We start from the raw sequence: 24,675 nt of genomic DNA on the forward strand, positions 1-24,675 counted from the left end.
TCTACTGACTCAACGGCAGGCCATGGACCGACTGGCACGGGCCCGGAATCGGCAGATGCTCGGGGTCAGATCCCTTTGCGCAGCGAAGGGCCCTGACCCCCTGCTACCAGGAGCAGCCCATGCCAAGGCCACGGCGCATCGATGCGCCCGGATATCCGCAACATGTCGTCCAGCGCGGCAACAATCGTCAGCGCGTGTTCTTTGCGGATGGCGACCGCGTCGCCTACCTGCGCCTGCTGTGTCATCACGCAGACCAGCAGCACTGCCGGGTCCACGCTTATGTGCTGATGGACAATCACGTCCATCTTCTGGCAACGCCTGATCTCTGCGGCGGGCTGTCGCGGATGATGCAGGCCGTGAACCGGACCTACGTACGTCGGGTGAATGATCGGCAGGGCCGCACCGGCACGTTATGGGAAGGGCGCTTCCACTCCACGGTGGTGGATACGGATCGCTATCTGCTGGCCTGCCAGCGCTACATCGAGCTCAATCCGGTGCGGGCGGGGAGGGTGGCGCATCCCGGCGACTATCGCTGGTCCAGCTATCGGGCCAATGCGCGGGGAACGTGCAACGCGCTGCTTACACCACACCCGGCGTTCGATTTGATGGCCTTCGATGTGGAAGAGCGGCGAAGGCGGTATGTGGAGTTCATCGCGCAGGGCATTCCTGCGGGTGATCTGGTCGCGATCCGGGCAGCGTTGCAGTCACAGCGCCGGTTGGTGGGGACGTTGCTGGGGTCAGATCCCTTTCGCGTCGCGAAAGGGATCTGACCCCGGTGTGCCGGCTCAGCCCAGAAGCTTGCGCACCTTGGTCAGCGCGGTCATGAAGCGCTCGATCTCGGCGTGCGTGTTGTAGAACGCCAGCGAGGCACGGCAGGTGGCGGCGACGCCGAAGTACTGCAGCAGCGGGTGTGCGCAGTGCTGCCCCGAGCGCACGGCCACCCCTTCCAGGTCGAGCAGGGTGGCCAGATCGTGCGCATGCGCGCCATCGATCAGGAACGAGACCACGGCGGCCTTCTCCGGCGCTTCGCCGATGATGCGCAGGCCGTCGACGCGGCGCAGCTCCTCGGTGAAGTGCGCCAGCAGTTCGGCTTCGCGGGCTTCCACGTTCTCCTGGCCGAGCTGCTGCAGGTAGTCGGCGGCCACGCCCAGGCCGATGAAACCGGCGATGTTCGGGGTGCCGGCTTCGAACTTGTGCGGGGCATCGTTGAACACGGTGCCGTCGAAGCTGACTTCCTTGATCATCTCGCCGCCGCCGAGGAACGGCGGCATCGCGTCCAGGTGCTCGCGGCGCGCCCACAGCGCACCAGTGCCGGTCGGACCGCACATCTTGTGGCCGGTGATGGCGTAGAAGTCGCAGCCGATCGCGGCGACGTCGACCTTGCGGTGCGGCACCGCCTGCGAGCCATCGACCACGGTGATGATGCCGCGCTTGCGCGCTTCACGGCAGATCTCGCGCACCGGATTGACCGTGCCCAGCACGTTGGAGACATGGGTGACCGCCAGCAGCCTGACCTCCGGGGTCATCGCCGCGCGCAGCGCATCCAGGTCCAGCGCGCCATCGGGCGTGATCTCGGCCACGCGGATGGTGGCGCCGGTACGTTGCGCGACCAGCTGCCACGGCACGATGTTGGCATGGTGTTCCATGCGTGTGATCAGGATCACGTCGCCGGCCTTCAATCGCGGCAGCGCCCACGAGTAGGCCACCAGGTTGATGGCGAAGGTGGTGCCGCTGCACAGCACCAGGTCGCTGGCGCGCACGTTGAGGAAGCGTGCCAGCTTGTTGCGTGCGCCTTCGTAGGCGTCGGTCGCTTCGCTGCCCAGTGCATGCACCGCGCGGCTGACGTTGGCGTTGTAGCGGCGGTAGAACTCATCCACCGCGCCGATCACCTGTACCGGCTTCTGGCCGGTGTTGGCGTTGTCGAAATAGACCAGCGGCTTGCCGTGCACTTCACGCATCAGCAGCGGGAAGTCGAGGCGGACGCGATCCCAGTCCGGGGCGCCGGTGCGTTCTTCGATCGGGCGTGGCGTGGACAGGTTCATGCCACACCCGCCTCGGCCAGGGCCTTGTCCAGGCGGCGTGCCAGCTGCTCGCGCAACGCGTCCGGCAGGATCTTCAGCGGTTCATGGCAGAACGCAGCGCTCAGCAGTGCCTGCGCCTGGACCTGGGGCAGGCCACGCGAGCGCAGGTAGAACAGCGCATTGGCATCGAGCTGGCCGACGGTCGCGCCGTGCGCGGCCTTCACTTCATCGGCGTCGATCACCAGCGTCGGCTGGGTATCGATCTCGGCATCGGCCGACAGCAGCAGGTTCTTGTTGGACAGGTTCGCGTCGGTGCCGTCGGCGCCTTCGCGGATCTGGATGCCGCCATGGAACACCACGCGGCTGCGGTTGGCGGCAACGCCGCGCCACAGCAGCTCGCAGGCGGTATCGCGCGCGATGTGGTCGATGCCCAGGCGGGTCTCGACGTGGCGGCGGCCATTGCCGAGCAGCACGCCGTTGGCGGTCAGCCGGGCGTTGTCGCCTTCCAGGCGCACGTTCAGTTCGTGGCGGCTGAGCGCGGCGCCCAGTTCCAGGTCCACGCGGTGGTACTGCGCGTCGCGGGCCAGCACCGCGTCGGTACGCAGGAAGCTGGTCTGGCGGGCGCTGCCGGCCTGCACGCGGGCGTGCTTGAGTACGCCGTCGCGGGCGACGTGGGCATGCAGCACGGTGTTGTCCAGGTGGGCGGAGTCACCCACGCTGAAGCGGTGCTCGACCACGCCCAGGCTGGCGCCGGCGCGCAGTTCGATCAGGTGGCGATGGTGCCAGGCCAGGTCGGCTTCGCCGGCGACGCTGGCGAATACCAGCTGCAGCGGCGTTTCGACCTGCACGCCTTCATCCACGCGCAGCACGACGCCTTCATCGGCCAGCGCGGCGTTGAGCCGGGCGAAGATCTCTTCGCTGCGCTCGTAGCGACGGCCAAGGAAACGCACGGCGTCTTCGCCAGCGGCCAGCGCGGACGACAGCGGCTGCAGCTGCACGCCGGACGGCAGGGCCTGCACATCGCTCAGCGCGGCATCCAGACGGCCGTTGACGAACACCAGGCGCGGCGCCGGGATGTCGTCCAGCAGCGCGGCGTCCAGCGCCGGCGCCTGCAGCGGCGCTGCAGCGAACGCACGGCGTTCCAGCTGGCGCAGCGAGGTGTACTTCCAGGCTTCATTGCGGGCGGCGGGCAGGCCGTCGCGCAGGGCCGCATCCAGCACTTCGCGGCGCGCATCGCTGCCACAGAAGGCCTGGGCCATGGAGTCAAGCAGGGCGCTCATCAGACCGCCGCCTCGGGCACGACCCGGTCCTTCAGGAAATCATAGCCGTGCGCTTCCAGCTCCAGCGCCAGCTCGGGGCCGCCGCTCTTGACGATGCGACCATCGGCCAGCACGTGCACCACGTCCGGCTTGATGTAGTCCAGCAGGCGCTGGTAGTGGGTGATGACCAGGAACGAACGGTCGGCGCCGCGCAGTGCGTTGACGCCGTCGGCCACGCTCTTCAGCGCGTCGATGTCCAGGCCCGAGTCGGTCTCGTCCAGGATCGCCAGCTTCGGTTCCAGCACGGCCAGCTGGAAGATCTCGTTGCGCTTCTTCTCGCCGCCGGAGAAGCCTTCGTTGACGCCACGGTGCAGCAGTTCGTCCTTCAGGTGCAGCACGGCCAGCTTCTGCCGCACCAGCTTGAGGAACTGCATGGAATCGAGTTCTTCTTCGCCGCGCGCCTTGCGCTGGGCGTTCAGTGCCGCGCGCAGGAAGTAGGTGTTGTTCACGCCCGGGATTTCCACCGGGTACTGGAACGCCAGGAACAGGCCGGCGGCGGCACGTGCTTCCGGGTCCTGCTCCAGCAGGTCGACGCCGTCGAACTGCACGCTGCCTTCGGTCACTTCGTAGCCGTCGCGGCCGGCCAGGACGTTGCCCAGGGTGGACTTGCCGGCGCCGTTCGGACCCATGATGGCGTGCACCTGGCCGGGCTTCACATCCAGCGACAGGCCCTTGAGGATTTCCTTGTCGCCGATGCGGGCGTGGAGGTTTTCGATCTTCAGCATGGTGGGGGTTTCCGTGGGGCGGGCCAGGGCCCGCCGGTAAAGAGAATGCGTTTGCGAGGGGCAGGGGCGGGCGGTCAGCCCACCGAACCTTCCAGCGAGACTTCCAGCAGCTTCTTGGCTTCCACCGCGAACTCCATCGGCAGTTCGCGGAACACCTGCTTGCAGAAGCCGTCGACGATCATCGACACCGCGTCTTCCTGGCTGATGCCACGGGCGCGGCAGTAGAACAGCTGGTCATCGGAGATCTTGGAGGTGGTGGCCTCGTGCTCGACGGTGGCGCCCGGGTTCTTCACCTCGATGTAGGGGAAGGTGTGGGCGCCGCACTGCTTGCCGATCAGCAGCGAATCGCACTGGGTGTAGTTGCGCGCGCCATCAGCATTGCGGTCCACGCGCACCAGGCCGCGGTAGGTGTTCTGACCGCGGCCGGCGCTGATGCCCTTGCTGACGATCTTGCTCTTGGTGCGCTTGCCGACATGGATCATCTTGGTGCCGGTGTCGGCCTGCTGGCGGTGATGGGTCAGCGCGACGGAGTGGAATTCACCGACCGAATCGTCACCCAGCAGCACGCACGAGGGGTACTTCCAGGTGATCGCCGAGCCGGTCTCGACCTGGGTCCAGGTGACCTTGCTGCGCGCGCCACGGCATTCGGCACGCTTGGTCACGAAGTTGTAGATGCCACCGACGCCGTTCTCGTCGCCCGGGTACCAGTTCTGCACCGTGGAGTACTTGATCTCCGCATCTTCCAGCGCGACCAGCTCGACCACCGCGGCGTGCAGCTGGTTCTCATCGCGCATCGGCGCGGTGCAGCCTTCCAGGTAGGAAACATAGGCCTTGTCCTCGCACACGATCAGGGTGCGCTCGAACTGGCCGGTGTGGCCGGCGTTGATGCGGAAATAGGTGCTCAGTTCCATCGGGCAGCGCACGCCCTTGGGAATGAACACGAAGCTGCCGTCGGAGAACACCGCCGAGTTGAGCGCGGCGAAGTAGTTGTCACCGACCGGCACCACGGTGCCCAGGTACTGGCGCACCAGCGCCGGGTGTTCCTTGATGGCCTCGGACATCGAGCAGAAGATCACGCCCTTCTCGGCCAGTTCCTTGCGGAAGGTGGTGCCCACGGATACCGAGTCGAACACCGCATCCACCGCCACGCCGGCCAGCTTGGCGCGCTCGTGCAGCGGCACGCCCAGCTTGTCGTAGGTGTCGAGCAGTTCCTTCGGCACATCATCCAGCGAGGCGTACTTCGGGCCCTTCGGCGCGGAGTAGTAGCTGAGCGCCTGCAGGTCGATCGGCGCGATCTCCAGCTTGGCCCAGTCCGGCATCGGCAGGGTCAGGAAGTGGCGGTAGGCATCCAGGCGCCACTGCGTCATCCACTCCGGCTCGTCCTTCTTGGCCGACAGGGCACGGATGGTGTCCTCGTCCAGGCCCGGCGGCAGGGAGTCCGACTCGATCTCGGTGATGAAGCCGGCCGAATACTTGCGGCCGAGCTGCTCGTGGATCTCGCGGTTGGGGGTGTCGCCGTGGGCGACGTTTTCGATGGTTTCGGTGGCCATGGGGGGCTGCCTACGGATCAGGAGACGACGTCGACAGCGATGGTGCGGCGCTGTTCGTCATCGGCAAGGGGGAGAGGGGGCAGGATCTGCGCGAGGGTGACATCGCGCAGGGCCTCGGAGACCACGTCGTTGATCAGCCGCCAGCTGCTGCGCGCGCCGCACTTGGGCGCCATGCCGCACTGGTGGTGGTCGTGGCTGCATTCGGTCAGGGCCAGTGGCCCTTCCATCGCTTCGACCACTTCGAACAGCGAGATCTCGATGGCCGGGCGGGTCAGGCGGTAGCCGCCACGGACGCCACGCAGGCCTTCGACCAGGCCGGCCTGGGCCAGTGGCTTGAGCACCTTGCTGACGGTGGGCGGCTCCAGACCGGTGAATTCGGCCAGCTCGGTGGCACTGAGCACTTCGCCCGGACGGGCGGCCAGCACGGTCAGCACGACGGTGGCGTAATCGGTGAGTTTGGTGACGCGCAACATGGGGATGCGAGTGGTTCTTAAAGCGGACTGAAATTGTACGCTTTTATTCGCCACCATCCAAGCCGGGCATTCAGCCGGCGCTTGGGCCAGGCCGGGAGGACACACCGCGGCCGTTGCCGGGGCGCAATGCTGCGCCAACGGGGTGATTTTCGCAATCACCCGGAATGGGCGAGAATCCCCATTCCATTCGCTGCAAACAGCCCGCGCCGATGCCGAAGAAGATCCAAGCCCGCAAGTCCGCCATCCATGGCAACGGCGTGTTCGCCGTGGCCCCGATCAAGCAGGGCGAGCGCGTGATCCAGTACAAGGGCCTGCTGCGCAGCCACGGTGATGTCGATGCCGATGACAGCGGCGACGTCGAAAGTGGCCATACCTTCCTGTTCACCCTCAACGATGACTGGGTGATCGACGCCAACTACAAGGGCAACGACGCGCGCTGGATAAACCACAGCTGCGACCCGAACTGCGAGGCGGTGATCGAGGAGGACGAGGACGGCGACAGCCGGGGCGACAAGGTGTTCATCGAGGCACTGCGTGATATCAAGGCCGGCGAGGAGCTGACCTACAACTACGGCATCACCCTGGCCGAGCGCCACACCGCCAAGCTGAAGAAGATCTGGGAGTGCCGTTGCGGCTCGCCCAAGTGCACCGGCACGATGCTGCAGCCCAAGCGCTGATCGGTACCGGGTAGTGCCGGCCGCTGGCCGGCAAGGCGCAATCCAGGTGCCGGCCAGCGGCCGGCACCACCCGGCGGCTCTCCACCTGCCGTGCACGACAGGGTCACCGCCGCGCAAGGGCCGTTCTTCCATCCTGTGGGCTCCCCCAACCGGAGTGCCTCCATGGCAGAGCGATTGAAGGGCAAGCAGATTGCCATCCTTGCCACCCACGGCTTCGAACAGTCTGAACTGATCGAACCCAAGCGTTTGCTGGAAGCGGAAGGGGCGCGCGTCAGCGTGGTCTCGCCCGCAAAGGAAGCGACGATCAAGGGCTGGAAGGAGAAGAACTGGGGCGACGCCGTCGCGGTGGATATCCCGTTGGATGAGGCCGATCCTGCACGCTTCGATGCGGTGGTTCTGCCCGGCGGGGTCATCAATCCGGACACACTGCGCACCGATGATGCCGTACTGGCCTTCATCCGTTCAGTGGATGAAGCCGGCAAGCCCGTGGCGGCGATCTGCCATGGCCCGTGGCTGCTGATCAACAGCGGCCTGGCCGATGGCCGCGAGCTGACCTCCTGGCCTTCCCTGCAGCAGGATCTGGCGAACGCGGGTGCGACATGGCGCGATGCCGAGGTGGTGGTCGACGGCAACGTCATCACCAGCCGCAAGCCGGATGACATTCCGGCTTTCAGCGAGGCGGTGGTAAAAGCGCTTGCCGCCTGATGCGCTACCGGTAGTGCCGGCCGCTGGCCGGCAGATGCAGTGACGTGCTGCCGGCCAGCGCCCGGCACCACCTCATTTGCCCAGCAGGCCTGCCGGTACCAGGTTGCCCAGGTTCTGGTTGAAAGTGACCACCAGTTTGCCGTTCTTCACCTGTGCCGACTGCACCTGCAGGGCGCCGAGCACCCCGGCCACGGCCGGGTCCAGCTTGTAGATCGGTTCGCGCTGGGCGTAGTCGCTCAGCCACGCATTGAGCAGGCCACGGGTGCGCGAGTCGAGGCGGCCGCCCTGGTTGGCCGGGGTGAAGTCATCCACGCTCGGCTGCTGCAGGTGAAAGCCCTGGGTCTGCGCGTCGTAGCGCAGGCCGCTGCTGAGCTTCACCGTGCCCAGTCGGGCCGGGTTGCCGCCGGCGGTGGCCAGCGCGACGTCCATGCCCAGGGTCAACCGTTCGCCGGCCGGAAGGCTCAGCTGCGGATGGCTCATGGTCAGGGCGATCAGGCCGCCGAGGGCGTCCTGGGTGCGCGGGAAGCTGCCATCGAGGTACTGCTGCACGTCGCTGGCGCCCACCGACAGTTCGCGGCCGGAAATGGAGGGAGCCGCCTGAGCACCGATCGCAGCGGCGATCAGCACGGTGGAGGCCGCGAGGCGGGTCATCAGGGAACGCAGGCGCATGTCGGTGACCGGTGGGAAGCAGATGGATGGATCAAAGAGTAGCCGCGCAGGCTGAATCGCGCGTGCATGCCGCTGCAACGGTTCAGTCCAGCGTTGGACGCAGCTGTGCCGACTGGATCTGCCAGGCGCTGCCGTCGCTGCTGGGCTGCACGCGGTACCAGCCGCCGAAGCGGAACGTGCCATTGGCGGTGACCGCACGGATCTGCACAGGGACTTCAAGCAGCCGCGGTGGCTGCCGGTCATCTCGGGCGATCGGAGTATCGCTGTGCAGGCGCAGCGTGCGCAGGTCCTGCAGCTGCCGCAGCGCGGCGTCGTCTGCATGCCGCGGGTCGCCGGGTGGGATCGTCCAGGCAGCATCGCTGGCGGCGCGGTCGCGGTTGAGCAGTGCGGCGACGTAGCGGTTGAGCATCGTCGACGGCGGCTCTGCGCCGTCGTCGACGGCGGACAGCAGCGTCATATCGCTCGCCTGCAATGCTGCGGGACCGGGACCGGGGCCGGTACCGGTGTCCGCTGCTGCGGCGACGGGAGCGGACGCTGCCGTGATGTGATCATTCGTCTGTGCCGCCGGGCGTGAACAACCCAGCAGCACCAGTGGTGCGATCAGGAACAGGATCCTGCGCATGCCCGCCTCCTCCCCGAGGCAACCTGGAGGGCGGCAGTGTATCGGTTGCGCCGCTATCAGCGGGAGGAGGGCAGCTGCTCCAGCGCGTCCAGCGCCGGCAGGACCTGGCCGGCGATGGCGGCCAGTGCGTGGCCGTCGGTCTCGGCGTGGCGCTGTACGATGTCGCGCAGCAGCTGGGTGGCGATCACCAGGGTCGCGCGCTCGTCGCCACTGATGCCGGCGGTACGCGGGGCCGCTTCCAGCAGGCGCATCAGGTCGCGGCCGGCGCGGTGTTCGAGTTCGATGGTGCAGCGCCCGGTGCACTGCAGCCCGTCCTTTTCGATCGGGGTTACCGAGATCCGGTAGCGGGTGGAGGGGCTGGCCATGAGGGTGTGCTCGCCGTAGCTGTGGAGGATGTGCCCACCATAGGCAAGGCCACGGCTGGCGGCGACGGCCGGCGCTGCACGCAGTGTTCCACCCGGTACGTTCCGCGCCCTTTGCGGAGCACCGGCAGCCAATGCTGGCGGGCCTGTACGGGGATTGCCGGGGCCGCGGCAACGCTGTGTTGCGGGGTGTGGTGCGGACAAAAAAAACGGGACGGCCAGAGCCGTCCCGTCGGAATCCGCGTTGGGGCGCGCGCTTACAGCGCGGCGTCCTTCAGCTTCTTCAGCGGACGCACCTTCAGCTTGGTGGTGGCCGGCTTGGCAGCGAACCACTGCTCTTCCTTGGTGAACGGGTTGATGCCCTTGCGCTTCGGCTTGGCCGGCACATTGACGGTGGTGATCTTCAGCAGGCCCGGCAGGGTGAACGAGCCAGCGCCCTTCTTGTGCACCGAGGAGGCGACGGCGCTTTCCAGCGAGGCCAGCACAGCGCGGACGTCCTTGGCGATGACGCCGGAGGCTTCAGCGATGTGTGCAACCAGGCCGGACTTGGTCAGCACTTCCTTGATCGGCTTCGGAGCGGCCGGCTTGGCGGCTGCCTTCGTCGCGACTTTCTTCACTGCCTTCTTCGGGGCAGCCTTCTTAGCGGTCTTTGCCATGGTTTCCTGTTCCGTGAACGGTTGGTTGTGTGGTCGGCGCCGAACCCCGTCGGCAAGCGCAATGTAGGGCAACTCTCGGGCGCCGCCAATAGCCCGAAGCGCGGAAAGTGCATGTTTTTTCATATCCAGGCCGATTCAGTACATGGCCGGCGGTGGGGGGCGGGGGCGCTGCAGCGTGCGCGATGGCTGCTGCCTGCCCGTTGCTGGAATGTGCGAAACCACTGAAAACAAGGGAAAAGTCCGCGTCAGTCTGGCGAAGAAGTGACCAGCTGTCCGATGTCCGGCGGACGTGCGGCATGCGGCGGAGCGACGCAGGGCTAACGCGTCCCGTGCGAGAGTGGCCGTTCATCACCGCCACGCAGGAGCAGCACATGGGAATCTCGCGACACGCCACCGCGCACTGGGAAGGCGATCTGAAGTCGGGCAAGGGACAGCTGAGCACGCCGCAGAGCGGGCTGCTGGACAAGACCCGCTACGGTTTCAACAGCCGCTTCGGCGACGAGAAGGGCACCAATCCGGAGGAGCTGATCGCCGCCGCGCACGCCGGCTGTTTCACCATGGCGCTGTCGGCCAAGCTTGGTGAGGCCGGCTTCACCCCGACCTCGCTGGACACCGAGGCCAAGGTCGATCTGTCCCTGGAGGGCGGCCCGCAGCTGTCGCAGATCCGGCTGAAGGTGAAGGCCGTGGTGCCGGGCATCGACGCCGCACAGTTCCGTGCCATTGCCGATGACGCCAAGCAGAACTGCCCGGTGTCCAAGGCGCTGAGCGCGGTGCCGATCAGCCTGGAAGCCGAACTGGGCTGAGCCACGGTAGTGCCGGCCGCGGGCCGGCAACCGCATGATGCCGGGGTCCATGTAGCAGCCGGCCAGCGTTATGGCGGCCTTCCTGGTCCCCACCCTCCGGGCCGTCGCGTCCGACGTTGGCAGCGGCTCCTGCCGCTGCCTTCGGCTCTACCACCCGCCAGCGCGATCACCAATCAAGGGTGCCGGTAATCACCGTCTGCACCTGCCCGCCCGACCAGACCTCGCCGTCTTCATCGACCCGCAGGGTCAGGCGCGCGTCGTGGCCGACTTCGCGGCCCTGGCTGACTTCGAACGATTCACGGCCCCGCGGCAGCGCATCGCGCAGGTCCAGCCATGCGGCCAGCACCGCATTGGCCGCGCCGGAGGCGGCGTCCTCGAAGCGGCGTCCATTGCCGACGAAGGCACGTACTGCAAGATCGAAGCCCTCGCTGCCATCGCTGAAGGCGTAGGCAAACACGCCCATGCTGTCGGTGGATTCGGCCAGAGCCGCGACCGCGTCCCAGTCCGGGCGCAGTGCGCGCAGTGCCGCTTCATCGGCCACCTGCACCACCCACCAGCTGCGCCCGCCCTGCATGCGCGCCGGCGGCAGCGAGCCCAGCGGCCAATCCTTCAGCGCCGCCTGCAGGCGCGGGTCGGTGGCCTCGGCGATCTCCGCCAGCTGCGCGCGCGGGGTGCGGATGGCAATGCGCTGCTGCGCGCCCTCGCCGCTCACGCGCAGCGGCAGCGCACCGGCGATGCCGTCCTGCACGAGCACGCCGTCGACTGGCGCGGCCAGGCCCGCCTGCAGCACCGCATGCGCGGTGCCGACGCTGGGATGGCCGGCGAACGGGACCTCCTTCTGCGGGCTGAACATGCGCAGCCGGTAGCTGGCGCCTGCGACCTGCGGCGGGAACACGAAGGTGGTCTCGGGCAGGCGCGTCCAGCGCGCAATGGCCTGCATGCTGGCATCGTCCAGGCCTTCGGCATCAAGCACCACGGCCAGCGGATTGCCGGCACCGGCGCGCGGGGAGAACACATCCAGCTGCAGGAAACGGCGGGTGGACATCAGGCAGGACTCCAGTAAACAGGCGGCATAGCGTAGCGCGGGGCACAAAAAAGGGGACGGAGGGAATTAAGTCGCTTGTGCCCCAAGTGCCATAAGCGACTTAATTCCCTCCGTCCCCTTTTTTCGTGCGCTACCAGCGAAGGTGGCCGTCGATGACCGGCTGCACCTGGCCGCCGATCCAGACCGTGCCCTGCGCGTCGACCTGCACCTGCACGTGGCCATCGCGGCCGACTTCGCGGCCCTGGCTGGCCACGTAGTGGCCCTCGCGGCCGGGCAGGGCGTTGCGCTGCCGCAGCCAGGCAGCGATCAGGGCATTGGCGCTGCCGGTGACCGGATCTTCCGGCACGCTGGCCGCATCGGCGGGGCAGAATGCGCGCACCACACGGGTGTGGTCGGTACCGGCTTCGTCGGCGAATACGGCCACGCCGGTGGCCTCGGTGGCAAGGCTCCAGTCGCGCAGGGCGGCCATGTCCGGCGCCAGGCCGCGCACAGCGGCGGCATCGCGCAGCGGCAGCAGCCACCAGCGCGCGCCGTTGTCCCAGAGTTCGGGCACGTGCCCGTTGGCGGCGAGGGCCAGCAGTGTTTCGGGTGCCGCATCTGCGCCAGTCGCCAGTTGCCGCGCCGGTGGGCTGGCCAGCTGGATCTGGAGTGCCGCGGCCGGGCCGCTCACCCGCACGGGCAGCACCCCCGCCGCGCACTGCTGCAGCAGGGCGCCGTCGCGAGGCTGGGCCAGGCCGCAGCTCACCGCCGCCCAGGCCGCGCCGACGCTCGGGTGGCCGGCGAACGCCAGCTCTCGGGTCGGGGTGAAGATGCGGATGTGGTAGTCGGCGCCGGGCGCGCTGGGGCGCAGGAAGAACACCGTCTCGGACAGGTTCAGCCAGGCGGCCAGGGCCTGCATCTGCTCGCCGGAGAGCGCATCGGCGTCCAGCAGGGCACCCAGTGGATTCCCGGTTCCGGGGCGGGAGGCGAAGACATCGAGCTGCAGGTAACGGAGGAGGGCCATCTACGGGGATATTGCGCTTAGAATCAAAGGTTCCGCCCCCGAGGGCGGCTTCCCCACATTCTACATAGCCAATCCATGTCAGCTTCCCCCCTTGTCGATCGTTGGATCGTACTGAAGTTCGGCGGCACCTCGGTGTCGCGTCGTCACCGCTGGGACACGATCGGGAAGCTGGCGAAAAAACGCGCGGAAGAGACCGGCTCGCGCGTGCTGGTGGTGGTGTCGGCGCTGTCCGGGGTCACCAACGAACTGACCGCGATCGCCGATGGCGCGCCGGACAGCCGTGATCGCGTGGCCGCGCTGGTCGAACGCCATGAAGGCTTCCTGGCCGAACTGGGCCTGGGCCGCGAAGTACTGGCCGAGCGCCTGGCGGCACTGCAGGGCCTGCTCGACGACCCGCGTGCGGCCACCCGTCCGCTGCAGTGGCAGGCCGAAGTGCTGGGCCAGGGCGAACTGTTGTCGTCCACGCTGGGCGCGGCCTACCTGCACGCCTCGGGCCTGGACATGGGCTGGATGGATGCCCGCCAGTGGCTGGACGCGATGCCGCCGCAGCCGAACCAGAGCGACTGGTCACAGCGCCTGTCGGTGAACTGCCAGTGGCGTGCCGACGCGGAGTGGATGCAGCGCTTCCGCGCGCAGCCGACCCGCCTGCTGATCACCCAGGGTTTCATCTCGCGGCATGCCGATGGCGGTACCGCCATCCTCGGCCGTGGTGGCTCGGATACCTCGGCGGCGTACTTCGGCGCGCTGCTCGGCGCCAGCCGCGTGGAAATCTGGACCGATGTGCCGGGCATGTTCAGTGCCAACCCGAAGGATGTGCCGGACGCGCGCCTGCTGACCCGCCTGGACTACTACGAGGCGCAGGAAATCGCCACCACTGGTGCGAAGGTGCTGCATCCGCGCTCGATCAAGCCGTGCCGCGATGCAGGCGTGCCGATGGCCATCCTCGATACCGAGCGTCCGGAACTGCCGGGCACCAGCATTGACGGCAGTGCTGCACCGGTACCAGGCGTCAAGGCGATCAGCCGCCGCAACGGCATCGTGCTGGTGTCGATGGAAGGCATCGGCATGTGGCAGCAGGTCGGCTTCCTGGCCGATGTGTTCAACCTGTTCAAGAAGCATGGCCTGTCGGTGGACCTGATCGGTTCGGCCGAGACCAACGTCACCGTGTCGCTGGACCCGTCCGAGAACCTGGTCAACACCGATGTGCTGGCCGCGCTGTCGGCCGACCTGTCGCAGATCTGCAAGGTGAAGGTGATCGTGCCGTGCGCGGCGATCACCCTGGTCGGCCGCGGCATGCGTTCTCTGCTGCACAAGCTGTCGGACGTGTGGGCCACCTTCGGCCGCGAGCGCGTGCACATGATTTCGCAGTCGTCCAACGACCTGAACCTGACCTTCGTCATCGACGAGGCCGATGCCGATGGCCTGCTGCCGATCCTGCATGCCGAGCTGATCGACAGCGGTGCGATGCCGGTGGAAGAAACCGAAGTGTTCGGCCCGCGCTGGCGCGAGATTGCCGGCACCGTGCGCCCGCGCGGCACGCCGTGGTGGCGCGGCCAGCGTGCGCACCTGCTGCAGCTGGCCGATGCCGGTACGCCGCGCTATGTCTACCACCTGCCGACGGTGCGCGCCCGCGCCCGCGCGCTGGCCGCGATCAAGCCGATCGACCAGCGTTACTACGCGATCAAGGCCAACAGCCACCCGGCCATCCTGCAGCTGCTGGAAGCCGAGGGCTTCGGGCTGGAGTGCGTCTCGTACGGCGAGCTGAAGCATGTGTTCCAGCACCTGCCGGAGCTGTCGCCGCGGCGCGTGCTGTTCACTCCCAGCTTCTGCCCGCGCAGCGAGTACGAGGCGGCGTTCGCCCTTGGCGTGACCGTCACCGTCGACAACGTCGAAGCGCTGCAGCGCTGGCCGGACCTGTTCCGCAACCGCGAGCTGTGGCTGCGCGTCGACCTGGGGCGTGGCGAAGGCCACCATGCCAAGGTCCGCACCGGCGGCAAGGAGTCCAAGTTCGGCCTGCCGATCGCCCGCGTGGACGAGTTCGTGCGCGCGGCCACCGAGCTGGGCAGCCGCGTGGTCGGCCTGCATGCGCACCTGGGCAGTGGCGTGGAAACCGCGCAGCACTGGCGCCTGATGTGCGATGAGCTGGCCGGCTTCGCCCGCCGCATCGGCAGCGTGCACACCATCGACATCGGTGGCGGCCTGCCGATTCCGTACAGCGACGAAGACGAGCCGTTCGACCTGGACGCCTGGGCCGAGGGCCTGGCCGAGGTCAAGGCGCTGCACCCGGCATTCCGCCTGGCGATCGAGCCGGGCCGCTACCTGGTGGCCGAATCGGGCGTGCTGCTGACCCATGCCACCCAGGTGGTGGAAAAGGACGGCGTGCGCCGCGTGGGCCTGGATGCCGGCATGAACACGCTGATGCGCCCGGCGCTGTACGACGCCTGGCACGACATCGAGAACCTCAGCCGCCAGGGTGGTTATGCCGAAGCGGCGTTCGATGTGGTCGGCCCGATCTGCGAATCCAGCGATGTGTTCGGCAAGCGCCGCAAGCTGCCGGTGTCAACTGCGCCGGACGACGTGATGCTGATCGCCGACGCCGGCGCGTACGGCTATGTGATGGCCAACACCTACAACCAGCGGATGCTGCCGCGCGAAGACGTGATCGAATGACCACCGCGCGCGCCCTGCACCCGCCCACCGACACGCCCCGCGCCATCGCGCGGGCCCGTGCCTGACCGGATACACCATGACTGCTTTCGACAAACACCAGGTTTCCCGCTTCCGCTTCGTCCGCTGCGAATTCGCCGCGGATACCGGCGTGGCCAAGCTGGTCTACGCCTTTGATGACGGCCCGGAGATGGTGGAAACCATCACCGTGCCGGGCGCCCCGTTCGTGCTGGACGAAGCGCGTAGCGCCGCCGTGCAGCGCGCGCTGCAGCTGCTGCACCTGATCGCCGGTGTCAGCTACTACAAGGCCGGCGTACCGGATACGGTCAGCATCGACAGCTACAGCATCGATGCCGATACCGCCGCGCTGGTGGAGACCATTTACCTCAACGGCCTGGGCGAATTCGCCTACCGCAACGGCCTGAACCTGCGCGGCCGCTTCCGGTTGCCGGTGCAGGGCGAGGCCGTGCAGGCGCCGGCGCTGGGCCTGCAGCCGCATGCGCTGGTGGCCATCGGCGGCGGCAAGGATTCGCTGGTCAGCATCGAAGCGCTGCGCCGTGCCGGCGTGGACGAGACCGTGACCTGGATCGGTGGCTCGCAGCTGATCCGTGCGTGCGCCGAGCGCACTGGCCTGCCGACCTTGAACCTGGGCCGCACGCTGGCACCGGAACTGTTCGAGTTGAACCGCCAGGGCGCCTGGAACGGCCATATCCCGGTGACGGTGGTGAACTCGGCGATCATGGTGCTGGCCGCGTTGCTGCACGGCGTGGACCAGGTCGTGTTCTCCAACGAGCGCTCGGCCAGCTACGGCAGCCAGATTCCAGGCACCGGCGAAGTGAACCACCAGTGGTCCAAGGGGTGGGCCTGCGAGCAGGCCTTCGGTAGCCATGTGCAGAAGTACGTGGCGGCGGACCTGCAGTACTACTCGCTGCTGCGCCCGATGTCCGAGCTGGCGGTGGCCCGCCAGTTCGCCAAGAGTGACTTCTACGACGCGCATTTCTCCAGTTGCAACCGCAACTTCCACATCCTCGGCGAGCGCCCGGTGAACCGCTGGTGCGGCGTCTGCCCGAAATGCCATTTCGTGTTCCTGGCGCTGGCCCCGTTCATGCCCAAGACGCGCCTGGTGCGCATCTTCGGCCGCAACCTGCTGGACGATGCCGAGCAGGCCGGTGGCTTCGATGCGCTGCTGGAATTCCAGGACCACAAGCCGTTCGAGTGCGTGGGCGAAGGCCGCGAATCGCGTGCGGCGATGGCGACCCTGGCACAGCGCCCGGAGTGGAATGAAGACGTGCTGGTGAAGCGCTTCTGCAACGAGATCCAGCCGCAGCTGGATGCCGCCGAACTGGAACTGGCACCGCTGCTGCAGCTGCAGGGCGAGCACCGTGTTCCAGCTGCGCTGTGGGAACGGGTGCGTGAAGATTTCGAAGCTTGAAGGAAAGCGCGTCGCGCTGTGGGGCTGGGGCCGTGAGGGCCGCGCCGCGTTTGCGGTGCTGCGCGCGCGCCTGCCCACGCTGGCATTGAGCCTGTTCTGCCCGGTGTCCGAGGTCGAGGCGGCGCGTGCGGAAACGGAGGGCGCGCTGGACGTGCGTGGCGAGCCTTCCGCTGAAGCGCTGGCCGCGTTCGACGTGGTGATTAAATCGCCCGGCATCAGCCCGTACCAGCCGATCGCGCTGGCGGCTGCAGGGCAGGGCACCAGCTTCATCGGTGGCACCGCGCTGTGGTTCGCCGAACACGCGGCCGACGATGGCATCGTGCACGACACCGTGTGCGTGACCGGTACCAAGGGCAAGAGCACCACCACCGCGCTGGTTGCGCACCTGCTGCGTGCCGCCGGCCATCGCACCGGCCTGGTCGGCAACATCGGCCTGCCGCTGCTGGAAGTGCTGGATCCCCAGCCCGCGCCCGAGTACTGGGCGGTGGAACTGTCCAGCTACCAGACCGGTGAGGTGGCACGCAGTGGCGCCCGCCCGCAGGTGGCGGTGGTGCTTAACCTGTTCCCGGAACACCTGGACTGGCACGGCAGCGAACAGCGTTACATCGAAGACAAGCTGCGGCTGGTGACTGAAGCCGCACCGCGCATCGCTGTGCTCAACGCCGCCGATCCGCACCTGGCCGCGCTGTCGCTGCCCGACAGCGAAGTGGTCTGGTTCAACCAGCCGCAGGGCTGGCACATGCGCGGCGACATCGTGCATCGCGGTGAGCAGGCCGTGTTTGATACCTGCAACACGCCGCTGCCAGGCCGCCACAACCGCGGCAACCTGTGCGCGGTGCTGGCCGCGCTGGAAGCGCTGGGGCTGGATGCCGTAGCGCTGGCACCGGCGGTGCAGGACTTCCGTCCGCTGCCGAACCGCCTGCAGCGCATCGGCGTGGCCGATGGCCTGACCTACGTCAACGATTCGATCAGCACCACGCCGCATGCCAGCCTGGCCGCGCTGGAGTGCTTCGCCGGGCAGCGCATCGCGCTGCTGGTGGGGGGGCATGACCGTGGCCTGGACTGGACCGATTTCATGCAGCACATGGCGCACGATGTGCCGCCGGTGGAGATCGTGACCATGGGCAGCAACGGCCCGCGCATCCACGCGATGCTGCAGCCGTTGGCCGACGCCGGTCGCTTCGGCCTGCATGCGGCGGGCGATCTCGCCGAGGCGATGGCCTTGGCGCGCGCCGCGCTGGGCGAACAGGGCGGGGTGGTGCTGCTGTCGCCGGGTGCACCGAGCTTTGGTGCGTACCGCGACTACGTGGCGCGTGGCCGTCATTTCGCCGCGCTGGCCGGGTTCGATCCGGACAGCATCAGCGCGATTCCGGGGTTGGGCATCGGGTAAGGGGTCGGATCCTTTTCCGCAGGAAAGGGCTCTGACCCCATCGTGCATTTATCATGCAGGCATCCCCGGACGGACCCGGATGCCCGCATGTGCACCTTCATCACCGTGTTCCTGCCCACGTCATTGCCGCACGACGCGGCCGCCGCGGTCTTCACCCGTAGCGGCCGGCGCCTGTTCGCGCAGGCATCACCGAGCCTGCAGGCGGCGGTGGGCCCGGATTGGCAGCCGTGGCTGAGTGCCGCGTACTGCGATTGCGGCACCGCGCTGGCCTCGACGAGTGTGCAGCCGGAATGGAAGGGCGATGCCGAACGTTGGCGGAAGAAGGGCTGGAGTGAGGCCAGGATCGCTCGCGCGCTGTCCGAGCAGTTGGCGCGGCATGAACAGGATCAGCAGGTGTGCCGCGATAGAGCTCTTGCCGACGCCGGCCAATGGCTGCAGCGCATTGATGCCCTGCTGGGTGTGGGTGCGGCGCGTATCGGACTTCTGGTGCGTGTTTACGACGGCTCGGTGGGGGCCCGGCAGCCGAAGCCGCCGGAACATCATTGGTCGCGGGATCAGCTCGCCGCGGCGGATCTGTTGGCGTTCGCGCCCGGCACGTTGCACTGGATCGAACGCGGGTGAGAGCGCCATCCACGCATGGCGTGGATCTACTGTAGAGTCGAGCCCATGCTCGGCTGGGTTTCAATCCTCGTCCTGGTCGATGAACGCGTAATCGCGATCAATCATTTGTTGCAGGTAGGCGTCGAAGCTGGGCGCGATCACCGCGTAGCTGTCCGGATCGTGCAGGTAGCGCACCACCTGGCCGACCGTGCCGCCCGACCCCGGGTCGAAATCCAGGTACAGCATCGACGTGCCGCCGTTGTTCATGCAGTGCGAGAAGCACAGGCGGCGGTTCATCGGCAGATCGGCGTCGATGCCCTCACCCAGGATCTCCGGTTCGTCATCCAGCCACTCTTCGTAGATCGAACGGATGCTGTCGTCCCACTGCTGCTGGTCTTCGAAGATCTGTGCGACCGAGCGCAGGTAGTACGGATAGTCGCCGACATCGGAGCCGAGCATCAGCACGCACACCTCGCCGCCTGGATACTCGCGGAAATGGGTGCCATCCACGCGCGACAACAGTTCCATCAGGCTGTCAGGGACCTGTGGCCACTGCGCCCGCAGGCGCTGTAGGTCTTCGACAGTGGCACTCTGTACCCGCGCCCATTGCGGAGCATCCTCGGCGGGCAAGCGCGGAATCAGGCCAGACAGAAAGCGATCAACAAGGGTCATCGGAAGATGCCAAGAGCAGGGCAGGCACAGCCGGCTTCGCGCATCGAGGCCGGCCGTGCGGCGCGGCGTGTCAGCGTACCACCTGGAAATCGATGATGTCGTAAACCGATGAGCCGTACTTGCCATGCGATTCCAGGGAGATCGCGATGCCGAGGTCCTCGATGAAGGCACGAACACTGCGATCGCCGTCGACCTTGCACTCCAGCCGGATCGCATCGCCAGAAAGCGAGGCTGATACATCGCGTGCCGGGAAGCGTTCTCCGATCACGCAGGACAGCGTGGTGGTGAGTGGCTTGGAAGTGCTGCGTTCCGGATAGAAGACCATCGTCGTCTCTGCGCGGAACCGGCTGCCGGGTGTCCACGCTGCGGGAAGATCCTGCTTCAGCGACCGGGTCTGCAGGGTCATCGCAGCGTCGCGCATGGATGCCAGCTGGAAGAGATTTGCCTTTGACAGCCGATGCATGGTGAACGAGGTGTAGTCCTCGGTGATCTTCAACAGGCCGTTGTCGGCCACCATCGTAATGGTGGTCGGAGTAGTGGAGGGGGCCCTTCCCTTGATCCGGTAGCGGTAGGTCAGCGATGTGAACCGGGGGGCCAGCAACGGGTTGTCCACGCCATCAACAACAGCCTTGATAACCGGCACATCTTCCAGTCGCCGGCCGGCCGCCTGCGGCTGCGGGCGATCGGCAGCGGGTACGTCGGGGCGGAGCTGGGCCATGACATCGGCATCTACCGCCCCTTGCAGCGAACATCCCACCATGGTCCTGCCGCCGCTGGATTCCACCATCAGCACCCGTTCCAGAAGCATGCGTCCGGAGGCAATGCCGCCACGATTGGAAGTGGGCAGCCACTGATCGCCTGCGCGGACCTCGCTACGGGCATGCATTCCGCGATCGCCCTGCAGGCGCTCGGCATGTTCGATCAAGGGCGACAGCTGCTTGACAACCGTGTCCAGTGGCGCATCGAAGGTGAACCCCCAGCTCATATAACGACCCAGGACGCCCAGGTCCGACGTGTTGTCGAAGTAGGTGGCGACCGGCAGGCCGCCGATGCGAGGTCCGTCACGGAGCTGGACCTCGTTGGTGGTCTCGGAACGATCCTTGGTCTCGATCCAGTTGATCGTGCCTGTCCCACCCAACGATGCGTGCGCGGCCCATGCATCTGCGTGCGTGTGCAGGCTGGAGAAGAAGCTGGCGTCGCAGCGGCTGAACGCGGTGAAAGTCTCGTCCAGCGGACTGGCGCTCAGCTGGGCAGCAGGCAGCAGAAGGGCAAGCGAGGCAAGCGAAGTGGAACCCAGGTTTTTCACGAAACGGGACATCCTTGTTGGGGAAGGGGGGGGGGGCACACAGCTGGACACTAGCTATCGGCCTGTTCGTCTGGATCTGAAGTGGGGGCTGCATTGCGTGCTTCGGCTTCACGCCGGCCCCGTACACTCCGGGTTCCCTCTCGGTGGAGCAGGCGCATGAATCGTTGGCGATGCGGTGTGGCGGTGATCCTGGGGCTGGCGGCGATGCCGGCGTGGGCGGCGATGAAGACCCAGCCGGTGGAATGGAAACACCAGGGCACGACCTTCAGTGGCGTGCTGGTCTATGACGACGGCGACAACGACAAGCGCCCGGGCCTGGTGATGGTGCCGAACTGGAAGGGCGTGAACGAATCGGCGGTCGAAAAGGCCAAGCAGCTGGCCGGCGATGATTACGTGGTGCTGGTGGCCGATGTCTACGGAAAGGGCGTGCGGCCGAAGACCGATGCCGAGGCCGGGCCGGTGGCAACCAAGCTGCGCAATGACAGGCCGCTGCTGCGCGCACGTGCGCTGGAGGCGGTGAACGTGCTCAGGGCGCAGGCGGGTAAGGTGCCGCTCGATGCCGGCCGGATTGGCGCGGTGGGCTTCTGTTTCGGCGGCACCACGGTGCTGGAACTGGCCCGTGCCGGTGCGCCGCTGGCCGGTGTGGTCAGCCTGCACGGTGGGTTGGGTTCACCGCTGCCGGCGCAGGCCGGTGGCAGCCATCCGTCGGTGCTGGTGCTCAACGGCGCAGACGACAGGAGCGTGACTGCCGAGGACATCGCTGGCTTCCAGAAGGAAATGGACGCGGCCAAGGTCGATTGGGAGTTCACCAACTACAGCGGTGCGGTGCACTGCTTCGCCGAGCGCGATGCCAACAGTCCGCCGGGGTGCCAGTACAACGAGCGGGCGGCGAAGCGCGCGTGGAAGGCGCTGGATGAGTTCTTCGAGGAACGCTTCGAGAAACGTTGATTCGTGCAGTGGTAGTGCCGGCCGCTGGCCGGCAACCTCATGATGCTGCGGATGTCATCGGGAATGCCGGCCAGCGGCCGGCACTACCGATGCTTCAGTGCCGACCAACGGTCGGCACACACCGCAATGCCGGTTTGGTGGGTGCCGACCGTTGGTCGGCACACCTCAGCCGGTCAATGCGAGCGCTGCACCGCGTAGCGGGCCAGGCCGCGCAGGGCGGCCACGGCATCGTTGTCGCCCAGGCCATCGAGCGCGCGCTCGGCGGCTTCGGCATATTCCTCTGCACGCGCGCGGCTGTACTCCAGGCCGCCGGTGGCGCGGATCGCGGCCAGCACTTCCGGCATGGCCGAGGCGTCACCGTCCTGCACGATGGTGCGCAGGCGCTCGCGGGTGGCGTCGTCGGAGTGGGCCATCGCGTGGATCAGCGGCAGCGTGGCCTTGCCCTCGGCGAGGTCGTCGCCCAGGTTCTTGCCCAGCTCCTCGGCGTTGGCCGAGTAGTCCAACACGTCGTCGGCGATCTGGAACGCGTAGCCCAGGTGCATGCCGTAGTCGAACAGGGCCTGCTGGGTCGCTTCATCCACGCCGCTGGCCAGCGCGCCCAGGCGGGTGCCGGCGGCGAACAGCACCGCGGTCTTGCGCTCGATCACGCGCAGGTAGGCGGCTTCGTCGGTGTCCGGGTTGTGCACGTGCAGCAGCTGCAGCACTTCACCCTCGGCGATGCGGTTGGTGGCGTCGGCCAGGATCTGCATCACCGGCATGCGCTCCAGCTCGACCATCAGCTGGAAGCTGCGCGAGTACAGGAAGTCGCCGACCAGCACGCTGGGCGCGTTGCCCCACAGTGCGTTGGCGGTGCTGCGGCCACGGCGCAGGCTGGATTCGTCCACCACGTCGTCGTGCAGCAGGGTGGAGGTGTGGATGAACTCGATGATCGCCGCCAGCTGGTGGTGCTCCGGGCCGGCCTGGCCGACCGCATGGCCGGCCAGCATCACCAGCATCGGGCGCAGGCGTTTGCCGCCGGCGGAAATGATGTGGTCAGCGATCTGGTTGATCAGCACGACGTCCGAGGACAGTCGGCGCCGGATCAGGGCGTCGACGGCGGCCATGTCGGCCGCGGCAAGCGACTGGATCTGGGGCAGGCCCAGGGCGGGACGGGTGTCTTCGGTGATGGTCATGCGATCAGGCTTTCAGGCTCACCACCGATTATAGGCGCTGGCCGTGAATTCGGGCGCAAACCGGCCAGAGCGGCAATTCCAGCCCGGCCTGCGCGGCCCTCCGCGTGAATACGTATGCAGGTTGCGCCATGCCTGGGAGCCCGCCGCTAAGCTTGCCGGATCAGGATTTCGGCCCGCTGCCGGCGGGTCCCGCATGCCCGGAGGGGGGCTGTCGATGTCGCACTATCCATGGTGGCGCGGAGCCGTCATCTACCAGATCTACCCGCGCAGTTACCTTGATGCCAACGGCGATGGCGTGGGCGATCTGCCCGGCATCATCCAGCGCCTGGACCACATTGCCGCGCTGGGCGTGGATGCGATCTGGATCTCGCCGTTCTTCAGGTCGCCGATGGCCGACTTCGGCTACGACATCGCCGATTACCGCGATGTCGACCCGCTGTTCGGCAGCCTGGACGACTTTGACCGCCTGTTGGCCAAGGCCCACGGCCTGGGCCTGAAGGTGATGATCGACCAGGTGCTGAGCCACACTTCGATCGAGCATGCGTGGTTCCGTGAGAGCCGCCAGGACCGCAGCAATCCGAAGGCCGACTGGTACGTCTGGGCCGACCCGCGCGAGGATGGCACCCCGCCCAACAACTGGCTGTCGCTGTTCGGCGGCTGCGCCTGGCAGTGGGAGCCGCGCCGTGAGCAGTACTACCTGCACAACTTCCTGGTCGACCAGCCGGACCTGAACTTCCATCACCCGGACGTGCAGCAGGCGACCCTGGACAACGTGCGCTTCTGGCTCGACCGCGGCGTGGATGGCTTCCGCCTGGATGCGATCAACTTCTGCTTCCACGACGCACAGCTGCGTGACAACCCGGCCAAGCCCGCCGACAAGCGGGTGGGGCGCGGCTTCAGCCCGGACAACCCGTACGCCTACCAGTACCACTACTACAACAACACGCAGCCGGAGAACCTGCCGTTCCTGGAGCGCCTGCGCGCGCTGCTGGACGAATACCCGGGGGCGGTCAGCCTGGGCGAGATCTCTTCGGAAGACTCGCTGGCCACCACGGCGGAGTACACCCGCGATGGCCGCCTGCACATGGGCTACAGCTTCGAGCTGCTGGTGGACGACTACAGTGCGGCCTACATCCGCGATACGGTCTCGCGCCTGGAAGCAGCGATGACCGAAGGCTGGCCGTGCTGGGCGGTGTCCAACCACGATGTGGAGCGCGCGGTCAGCCGCTGGGGCGGCCACCCCGCCGACCCGCGCCTGGCGCGGATGCTGGTGGCGATGCTGTGCTCGCTGCGCGGTTCGGTCTGCCTGTACCAGGGCGAGGAGCTGGGCCTGGCCGAGGCCGAGGTGCCGTTCGAGGCCCTGCAGGACCCCTATGGCATCACCTTCTGGCCGAATTTCAAGGGCCGTGACGGCTGCCGTACCCCGCTGCCGTGGACCGATGCACCGCTGGCCGGCTTCACCACTGGCCAGCCCTGGCTGCCGATCCCGGCCGAACACCGGGCCGCGGCGGTCGCCGTGCAGGAGCGCGACCCGCATTCGGTGCTGGCGGCGTTCCGCGCGTTTCTGGCCTGGCGGCATACCCAGCCGGCCCTCCTGCATGGCAGCATCAGATTTCTTGAAAGCGCCGAGCCCGTGCTGCTGTTCGAGCGTATGCTTGCAGATGAAACCCTCCTGCTGGCCTTCAACCTGTCGGCCGAAGCGGTGAGCCATCCGCTGCCGCCGGGCAACTGGCAGCAGGTGGTGGTACCGGGCCCGGATGCGGGCACGGTGCAGGGCAATGAACTCCAGCTGCCGCCACGCGCGGTGTATTGCGCCCGACGCAGCTGACCGTTTTCTCCGGTGGCGGTACTTGCGGGG

At 67.4% G+C, this 24,675-nt stretch carries 24 protein-coding genes; 10 read left to right on the plus strand and 14 right to left on the minus strand.

Translation table 11 applies throughout. From position 1 onward, the window contains the following. Nucleotides 1-119 precede the first annotated feature (119 nt). On the plus strand, nucleotides 120-770 hold the full coding sequence (locus VG561_RS12125) for a transposase (protein ID WP_197576174.1): 651 nt from the start codon (nucleotides 120-122) through the stop codon (nucleotides 768-770). A gap of 15 nt (nucleotides 771-785) precedes the next feature. On the opposite strand, the gene VG561_RS12130 is transcribed toward VG561_RS12125, so the two are convergent. From VG561_RS12130 to VG561_RS12150, 5 genes are all read right to left on the minus strand, one after another. After that, nucleotides 786-2,042, minus strand: coding sequence for a cysteine desulfurase (locus tag VG561_RS12130; RefSeq protein ID WP_046429365.1), 1,257 nt, complete (start codon nucleotides 2,040-2,042; stop codon nucleotides 786-788). Continuing rightward, entirely contained in the window at nucleotides 2,039-3,301 is a 1,263-nt protein-coding gene (gene sufD, locus VG561_RS12135) for a Fe-S cluster assembly protein SufD (RefSeq protein WP_111205820.1), read from the minus strand. The genes VG561_RS12130 and sufD overlap by 4 nt, the downstream gene beginning before the upstream one ends. Next, nucleotides 3,301-4,065 (minus strand): Fe-S cluster assembly ATPase SufC, encoded by a 765-nt coding sequence (gene sufC / locus VG561_RS12140; RefSeq protein WP_032957818.1) that lies wholly within the window; start codon nucleotides 4,063-4,065, stop codon nucleotides 3,301-3,303. The genes sufD and sufC overlap by 1 nt, the downstream gene beginning before the upstream one ends. 74 nt (nucleotides 4,066-4,139) lie before the next feature. Continuing rightward, entirely contained in the window at nucleotides 4,140-5,615 is a 1,476-nt protein-coding gene (gene sufB, locus VG561_RS12145) for a Fe-S cluster assembly protein SufB (protein WP_134808589.1), read from the minus strand. Nucleotides 5,616-5,632: 17 nt separating this feature from the next. Next, nucleotides 5,633-6,088 carry an SUF system Fe-S cluster assembly regulator gene (locus tag VG561_RS12150; protein ID WP_005408436.1) on the minus strand — a complete coding sequence of 152 codons (456 nt, stop codon included), beginning with the start codon at nucleotides 6,086-6,088 and terminating at the stop codon, nucleotides 5,633-5,635. Between the two features lie 209 nt (nucleotides 6,089-6,297). Here VG561_RS12150 and VG561_RS12155 point away from each other — a divergent pair, with 209 nt between their 5' ends. Further along, on the plus strand, nucleotides 6,298-6,765 hold the full coding sequence (locus tag VG561_RS12155; protein ID WP_012479369.1) for an SET domain-containing protein: 468 nt from the start codon (nucleotides 6,298-6,300) through the stop codon (nucleotides 6,763-6,765). Between the two features lie 162 nt (nucleotides 6,766-6,927). Further along, nucleotides 6,928-7,470, plus strand: a complete 543-nt coding sequence (locus VG561_RS12160; protein WP_032957815.1) for a type 1 glutamine amidotransferase domain-containing protein — start codon at nucleotides 6,928-6,930, stop codon at nucleotides 7,468-7,470. 72 nt (nucleotides 7,471-7,542) lie between these two features. Here VG561_RS12160 and VG561_RS12165 read toward each other — a convergent pair whose 3' ends face one another. From VG561_RS12165 to VG561_RS12180, 4 genes are all read right to left on the minus strand, one after another. Further along, nucleotides 7,543-8,139 carry a DUF1439 domain-containing protein gene (locus VG561_RS12165; protein WP_075077032.1) on the minus strand — a complete coding sequence of 199 codons (597 nt, stop codon included), beginning with the start codon at nucleotides 8,137-8,139 and terminating at the stop codon, nucleotides 7,543-7,545. An 82-nt stretch (nucleotides 8,140-8,221) separates the two neighbouring features. Then, the gene (locus VG561_RS12170; protein ID WP_134808588.1) at nucleotides 8,222-8,761 is read right to left on the minus strand and encodes a hypothetical protein; all 540 of its coding nucleotides are present in this window, start codon (nucleotides 8,759-8,761) and stop codon (nucleotides 8,222-8,224) included. Between the two features lie 56 nt (nucleotides 8,762-8,817). Then, a complete protein-coding gene (locus tag VG561_RS12175; RefSeq protein WP_014646275.1) occupies nucleotides 8,818-9,126 on the minus strand; it encodes a DUF3861 family protein in 309 nt (102 codons plus the stop codon). 254 nt (nucleotides 9,127-9,380) lie between these two features. After that, entirely contained in the window at nucleotides 9,381-9,779 is a 399-nt protein-coding gene (locus VG561_RS12180) for an HU family DNA-binding protein (protein WP_010483539.1), read from the minus strand. Between the two features lie 371 nt (nucleotides 9,780-10,150). Here VG561_RS12180 and VG561_RS12185 point away from each other — a divergent pair, with 371 nt between their 5' ends. Continuing rightward, nucleotides 10,151-10,582, plus strand: a complete 432-nt coding sequence (locus tag VG561_RS12185) for an OsmC family protein (protein ID WP_014646276.1) — start codon at nucleotides 10,151-10,153, stop codon at nucleotides 10,580-10,582. Nucleotides 10,583-10,748: 166 nt separating this feature from the next. Here VG561_RS12185 and VG561_RS12190 read toward each other — a convergent pair whose 3' ends face one another. Then, a complete protein-coding gene (locus VG561_RS12190) occupies nucleotides 10,749-11,627 on the minus strand; it encodes a PhzF family phenazine biosynthesis protein (RefSeq protein WP_014646277.1) in 879 nt (292 codons plus the stop codon). A gap of 130 nt (nucleotides 11,628-11,757) precedes the next feature. Beyond that, nucleotides 11,758-12,630: a PhzF family phenazine biosynthesis protein gene (locus tag VG561_RS12195; protein ID WP_180835688.1), complete on the minus strand. Its 873-nt coding sequence runs from the start codon at nucleotides 12,628-12,630 to the stop codon at nucleotides 11,758-11,760. 75 nt (nucleotides 12,631-12,705) lie between these two features. Between VG561_RS12195 and VG561_RS12200 the strand changes: the two genes are divergently transcribed. The 4 genes from VG561_RS12200 to VG561_RS12215 all read left to right on the plus strand — a co-directional run bounded on the left by VG561_RS12200 (nucleotide 12,706) and on the right by VG561_RS12215 (nucleotide 18,740). Further along, a complete protein-coding gene (locus VG561_RS12200) occupies nucleotides 12,706-15,300 on the plus strand; it encodes a bifunctional aspartate kinase/diaminopimelate decarboxylase (protein WP_046429381.1) in 2,595 nt (864 codons plus the stop codon). Between the two features lie 76 nt (nucleotides 15,301-15,376). After that, the gene (murL, locus tag VG561_RS12205; RefSeq protein WP_423179617.1) at nucleotides 15,377-16,729 is read left to right on the plus strand and encodes a UDP-N-acetyl-alpha-D-muramoyl-L-alanyl-L-glutamate epimerase; all 1,353 of its coding nucleotides are present in this window, start codon (nucleotides 15,377-15,379) and stop codon (nucleotides 16,727-16,729) included. Beyond that, the gene (gene murD / locus VG561_RS12210) at nucleotides 16,710-18,119 is read left to right on the plus strand and encodes a UDP-N-acetylmuramoyl-L-alanine--D-glutamate ligase (RefSeq protein WP_014646281.1); all 1,410 of its coding nucleotides are present in this window, start codon (nucleotides 16,710-16,712) and stop codon (nucleotides 18,117-18,119) included. The genes murL and murD overlap by 20 nt, the downstream gene beginning before the upstream one ends. An 87-nt stretch (nucleotides 18,120-18,206) precedes the next feature. Beyond that, complete coding sequence (locus VG561_RS12215; RefSeq protein ID WP_134808590.1) at nucleotides 18,207-18,740, plus strand: hypothetical protein; 534 nt, start codon at nucleotides 18,207-18,209, stop codon at nucleotides 18,738-18,740. 60 nt (nucleotides 18,741-18,800) lie between these two features. Here the strand turns inward: VG561_RS12215 and VG561_RS12220 are convergent, their stop codons facing one another. Together VG561_RS12220 and VG561_RS12225 are read right to left on the minus strand one after the other, a co-directional pair. Continuing rightward, on the minus strand, nucleotides 18,801-19,391 hold the full coding sequence (locus VG561_RS12220) for an SMI1/KNR4 family protein (protein WP_423179618.1): 591 nt from the start codon (nucleotides 19,389-19,391) through the stop codon (nucleotides 18,801-18,803). Between the two features lie 70 nt (nucleotides 19,392-19,461). After that, nucleotides 19,462-20,697: a hypothetical protein gene (locus tag VG561_RS12225; RefSeq protein WP_423179619.1), complete on the minus strand. Its 1,236-nt coding sequence runs from the start codon at nucleotides 20,695-20,697 to the stop codon at nucleotides 19,462-19,464. Between the two features lie 156 nt (nucleotides 20,698-20,853). Here VG561_RS12225 and VG561_RS12230 point away from each other — a divergent pair, with 156 nt between their 5' ends. Continuing rightward, nucleotides 20,854-21,645, plus strand: a complete 792-nt coding sequence (locus VG561_RS12230) for a dienelactone hydrolase family protein (protein WP_100449586.1) — start codon at nucleotides 20,854-20,856, stop codon at nucleotides 21,643-21,645. 173 nt (nucleotides 21,646-21,818) lie between these two features. On the opposite strand, the gene VG561_RS12235 is transcribed toward VG561_RS12230, so the two are convergent. Further along, the gene (locus tag VG561_RS12235) at nucleotides 21,819-22,817 is read right to left on the minus strand and encodes a polyprenyl synthetase family protein (protein ID WP_005408451.1); all 999 of its coding nucleotides are present in this window, start codon (nucleotides 22,815-22,817) and stop codon (nucleotides 21,819-21,821) included. Between the two features lie 214 nt (nucleotides 22,818-23,031). Here VG561_RS12235 and VG561_RS12240 point away from each other — a divergent pair, with 214 nt between their 5' ends. Next, complete coding sequence (locus VG561_RS12240) at nucleotides 23,032-24,645, plus strand: alpha-glucosidase family protein (RefSeq protein WP_032957799.1); 1,614 nt, start codon at nucleotides 23,032-23,034, stop codon at nucleotides 24,643-24,645. Nucleotides 24,646-24,675 lie beyond the last annotated feature (30 nt).

Origin of the sequence: Stenotrophomonas sp. CASM110, assembly GCF_049384345.1 — a bacterium.
Classification (GTDB): domain Bacteria; phylum Pseudomonadota; class Gammaproteobacteria; order Xanthomonadales; family Xanthomonadaceae; genus Stenotrophomonas; species Stenotrophomonas muris.

What these genes read in the sequence shown, in the direction of transcription:
- VG561_RS12175 (WP_014646275.1), bottom strand. Translation starts at nt 9,126, where the DNA reads ATGGCCAGCCCCTCCACCCGCTACCGGATCTCGGTAACCCCGATCGAA.
- sufD (WP_111205820.1), bottom strand. Translation starts at nt 3,301, where the DNA reads ATGAGCGCCCTGCTTGACTCCATGGCCCAGGCCTTCTGTGGCAGCGAT.
- VG561_RS12170 (WP_134808588.1), bottom strand. Translation starts at nt 8,761, where the DNA reads ATGCGCAGGATCCTGTTCCTGATCGCACCACTGGTGCTGCTGGGTTGT.
- sufB (WP_134808589.1), bottom strand. Translation starts at nt 5,615, where the DNA reads ATGGCCACCGAAACCATCGAAAACGTCGCCCACGGCGACACCCCCAAC.
- VG561_RS12215 (WP_134808590.1), top strand. Translation starts at nt 18,207, where the DNA reads ATGTGCACCTTCATCACCGTGTTCCTGCCCACGTCATTGCCGCACGAC.
- VG561_RS12180 (WP_010483539.1), bottom strand. Translation starts at nt 9,779, where the DNA reads ATGGCAAAGACCGCTAAGAAGGCTGCCCCGAAGAAGGCAGTGAAGAAA.
- VG561_RS12150 (WP_005408436.1), bottom strand. Translation starts at nt 6,088, where the DNA reads ATGTTGCGCGTCACCAAACTCACCGATTACGCCACCGTCGTGCTGACC.
- murL (WP_423179617.1), top strand. Translation starts at nt 15,377, where the DNA reads ATGACTGCTTTCGACAAACACCAGGTTTCCCGCTTCCGCTTCGTCCGC.
- VG561_RS12220 (WP_423179618.1), bottom strand. Translation starts at nt 19,391, where the DNA reads ATGACCCTTGTTGATCGCTTTCTGTCTGGCCTGATTCCGCGCTTGCCC.
- VG561_RS12200 (WP_046429381.1), top strand. Translation starts at nt 12,706, where the DNA reads ATGTCAGCTTCCCCCCTTGTCGATCGTTGGATCGTACTGAAGTTCGGC.
- VG561_RS12165 (WP_075077032.1), bottom strand. Translation starts at nt 8,139, where the DNA reads ATGCGCCTGCGTTCCCTGATGACCCGCCTCGCGGCCTCCACCGTGCTG.
- VG561_RS12130 (WP_046429365.1), bottom strand. Translation starts at nt 2,042, where the DNA reads ATGAACCTGTCCACGCCACGCCCGATCGAAGAACGCACCGGCGCCCCG.
- VG561_RS12185 (WP_014646276.1), top strand. Translation starts at nt 10,151, where the DNA reads ATGGGAATCTCGCGACACGCCACCGCGCACTGGGAAGGCGATCTGAAG.
- sufC (WP_032957818.1), bottom strand. Translation starts at nt 4,065, where the DNA reads ATGCTGAAGATCGAAAACCTCCACGCCCGCATCGGCGACAAGGAAATC.
- VG561_RS12160 (WP_032957815.1), top strand. Translation starts at nt 6,928, where the DNA reads ATGGCAGAGCGATTGAAGGGCAAGCAGATTGCCATCCTTGCCACCCAC.
- VG561_RS12190 (WP_014646277.1), bottom strand. Translation starts at nt 11,627, where the DNA reads ATGTCCACCCGCCGTTTCCTGCAGCTGGATGTGTTCTCCCCGCGCGCC.
- VG561_RS12155 (WP_012479369.1), top strand. Translation starts at nt 6,298, where the DNA reads ATGCCGAAGAAGATCCAAGCCCGCAAGTCCGCCATCCATGGCAACGGC.
- VG561_RS12235 (WP_005408451.1), bottom strand. Translation starts at nt 22,817, where the DNA reads ATGACCATCACCGAAGACACCCGTCCCGCCCTGGGCCTGCCCCAGATC.
- VG561_RS12240 (WP_032957799.1), top strand. Translation starts at nt 23,032, where the DNA reads ATGTCGCACTATCCATGGTGGCGCGGAGCCGTCATCTACCAGATCTAC.
- VG561_RS12230 (WP_100449586.1), top strand. Translation starts at nt 20,854, where the DNA reads ATGAATCGTTGGCGATGCGGTGTGGCGGTGATCCTGGGGCTGGCGGCG.
- VG561_RS12195 (WP_180835688.1), bottom strand. Translation starts at nt 12,630, where the DNA reads ATGGCCCTCCTCCGTTACCTGCAGCTCGATGTCTTCGCCTCCCGCCCC.
- VG561_RS12125 (WP_197576174.1), top strand. Translation starts at nt 120, where the DNA reads ATGCCAAGGCCACGGCGCATCGATGCGCCCGGATATCCGCAACATGTC.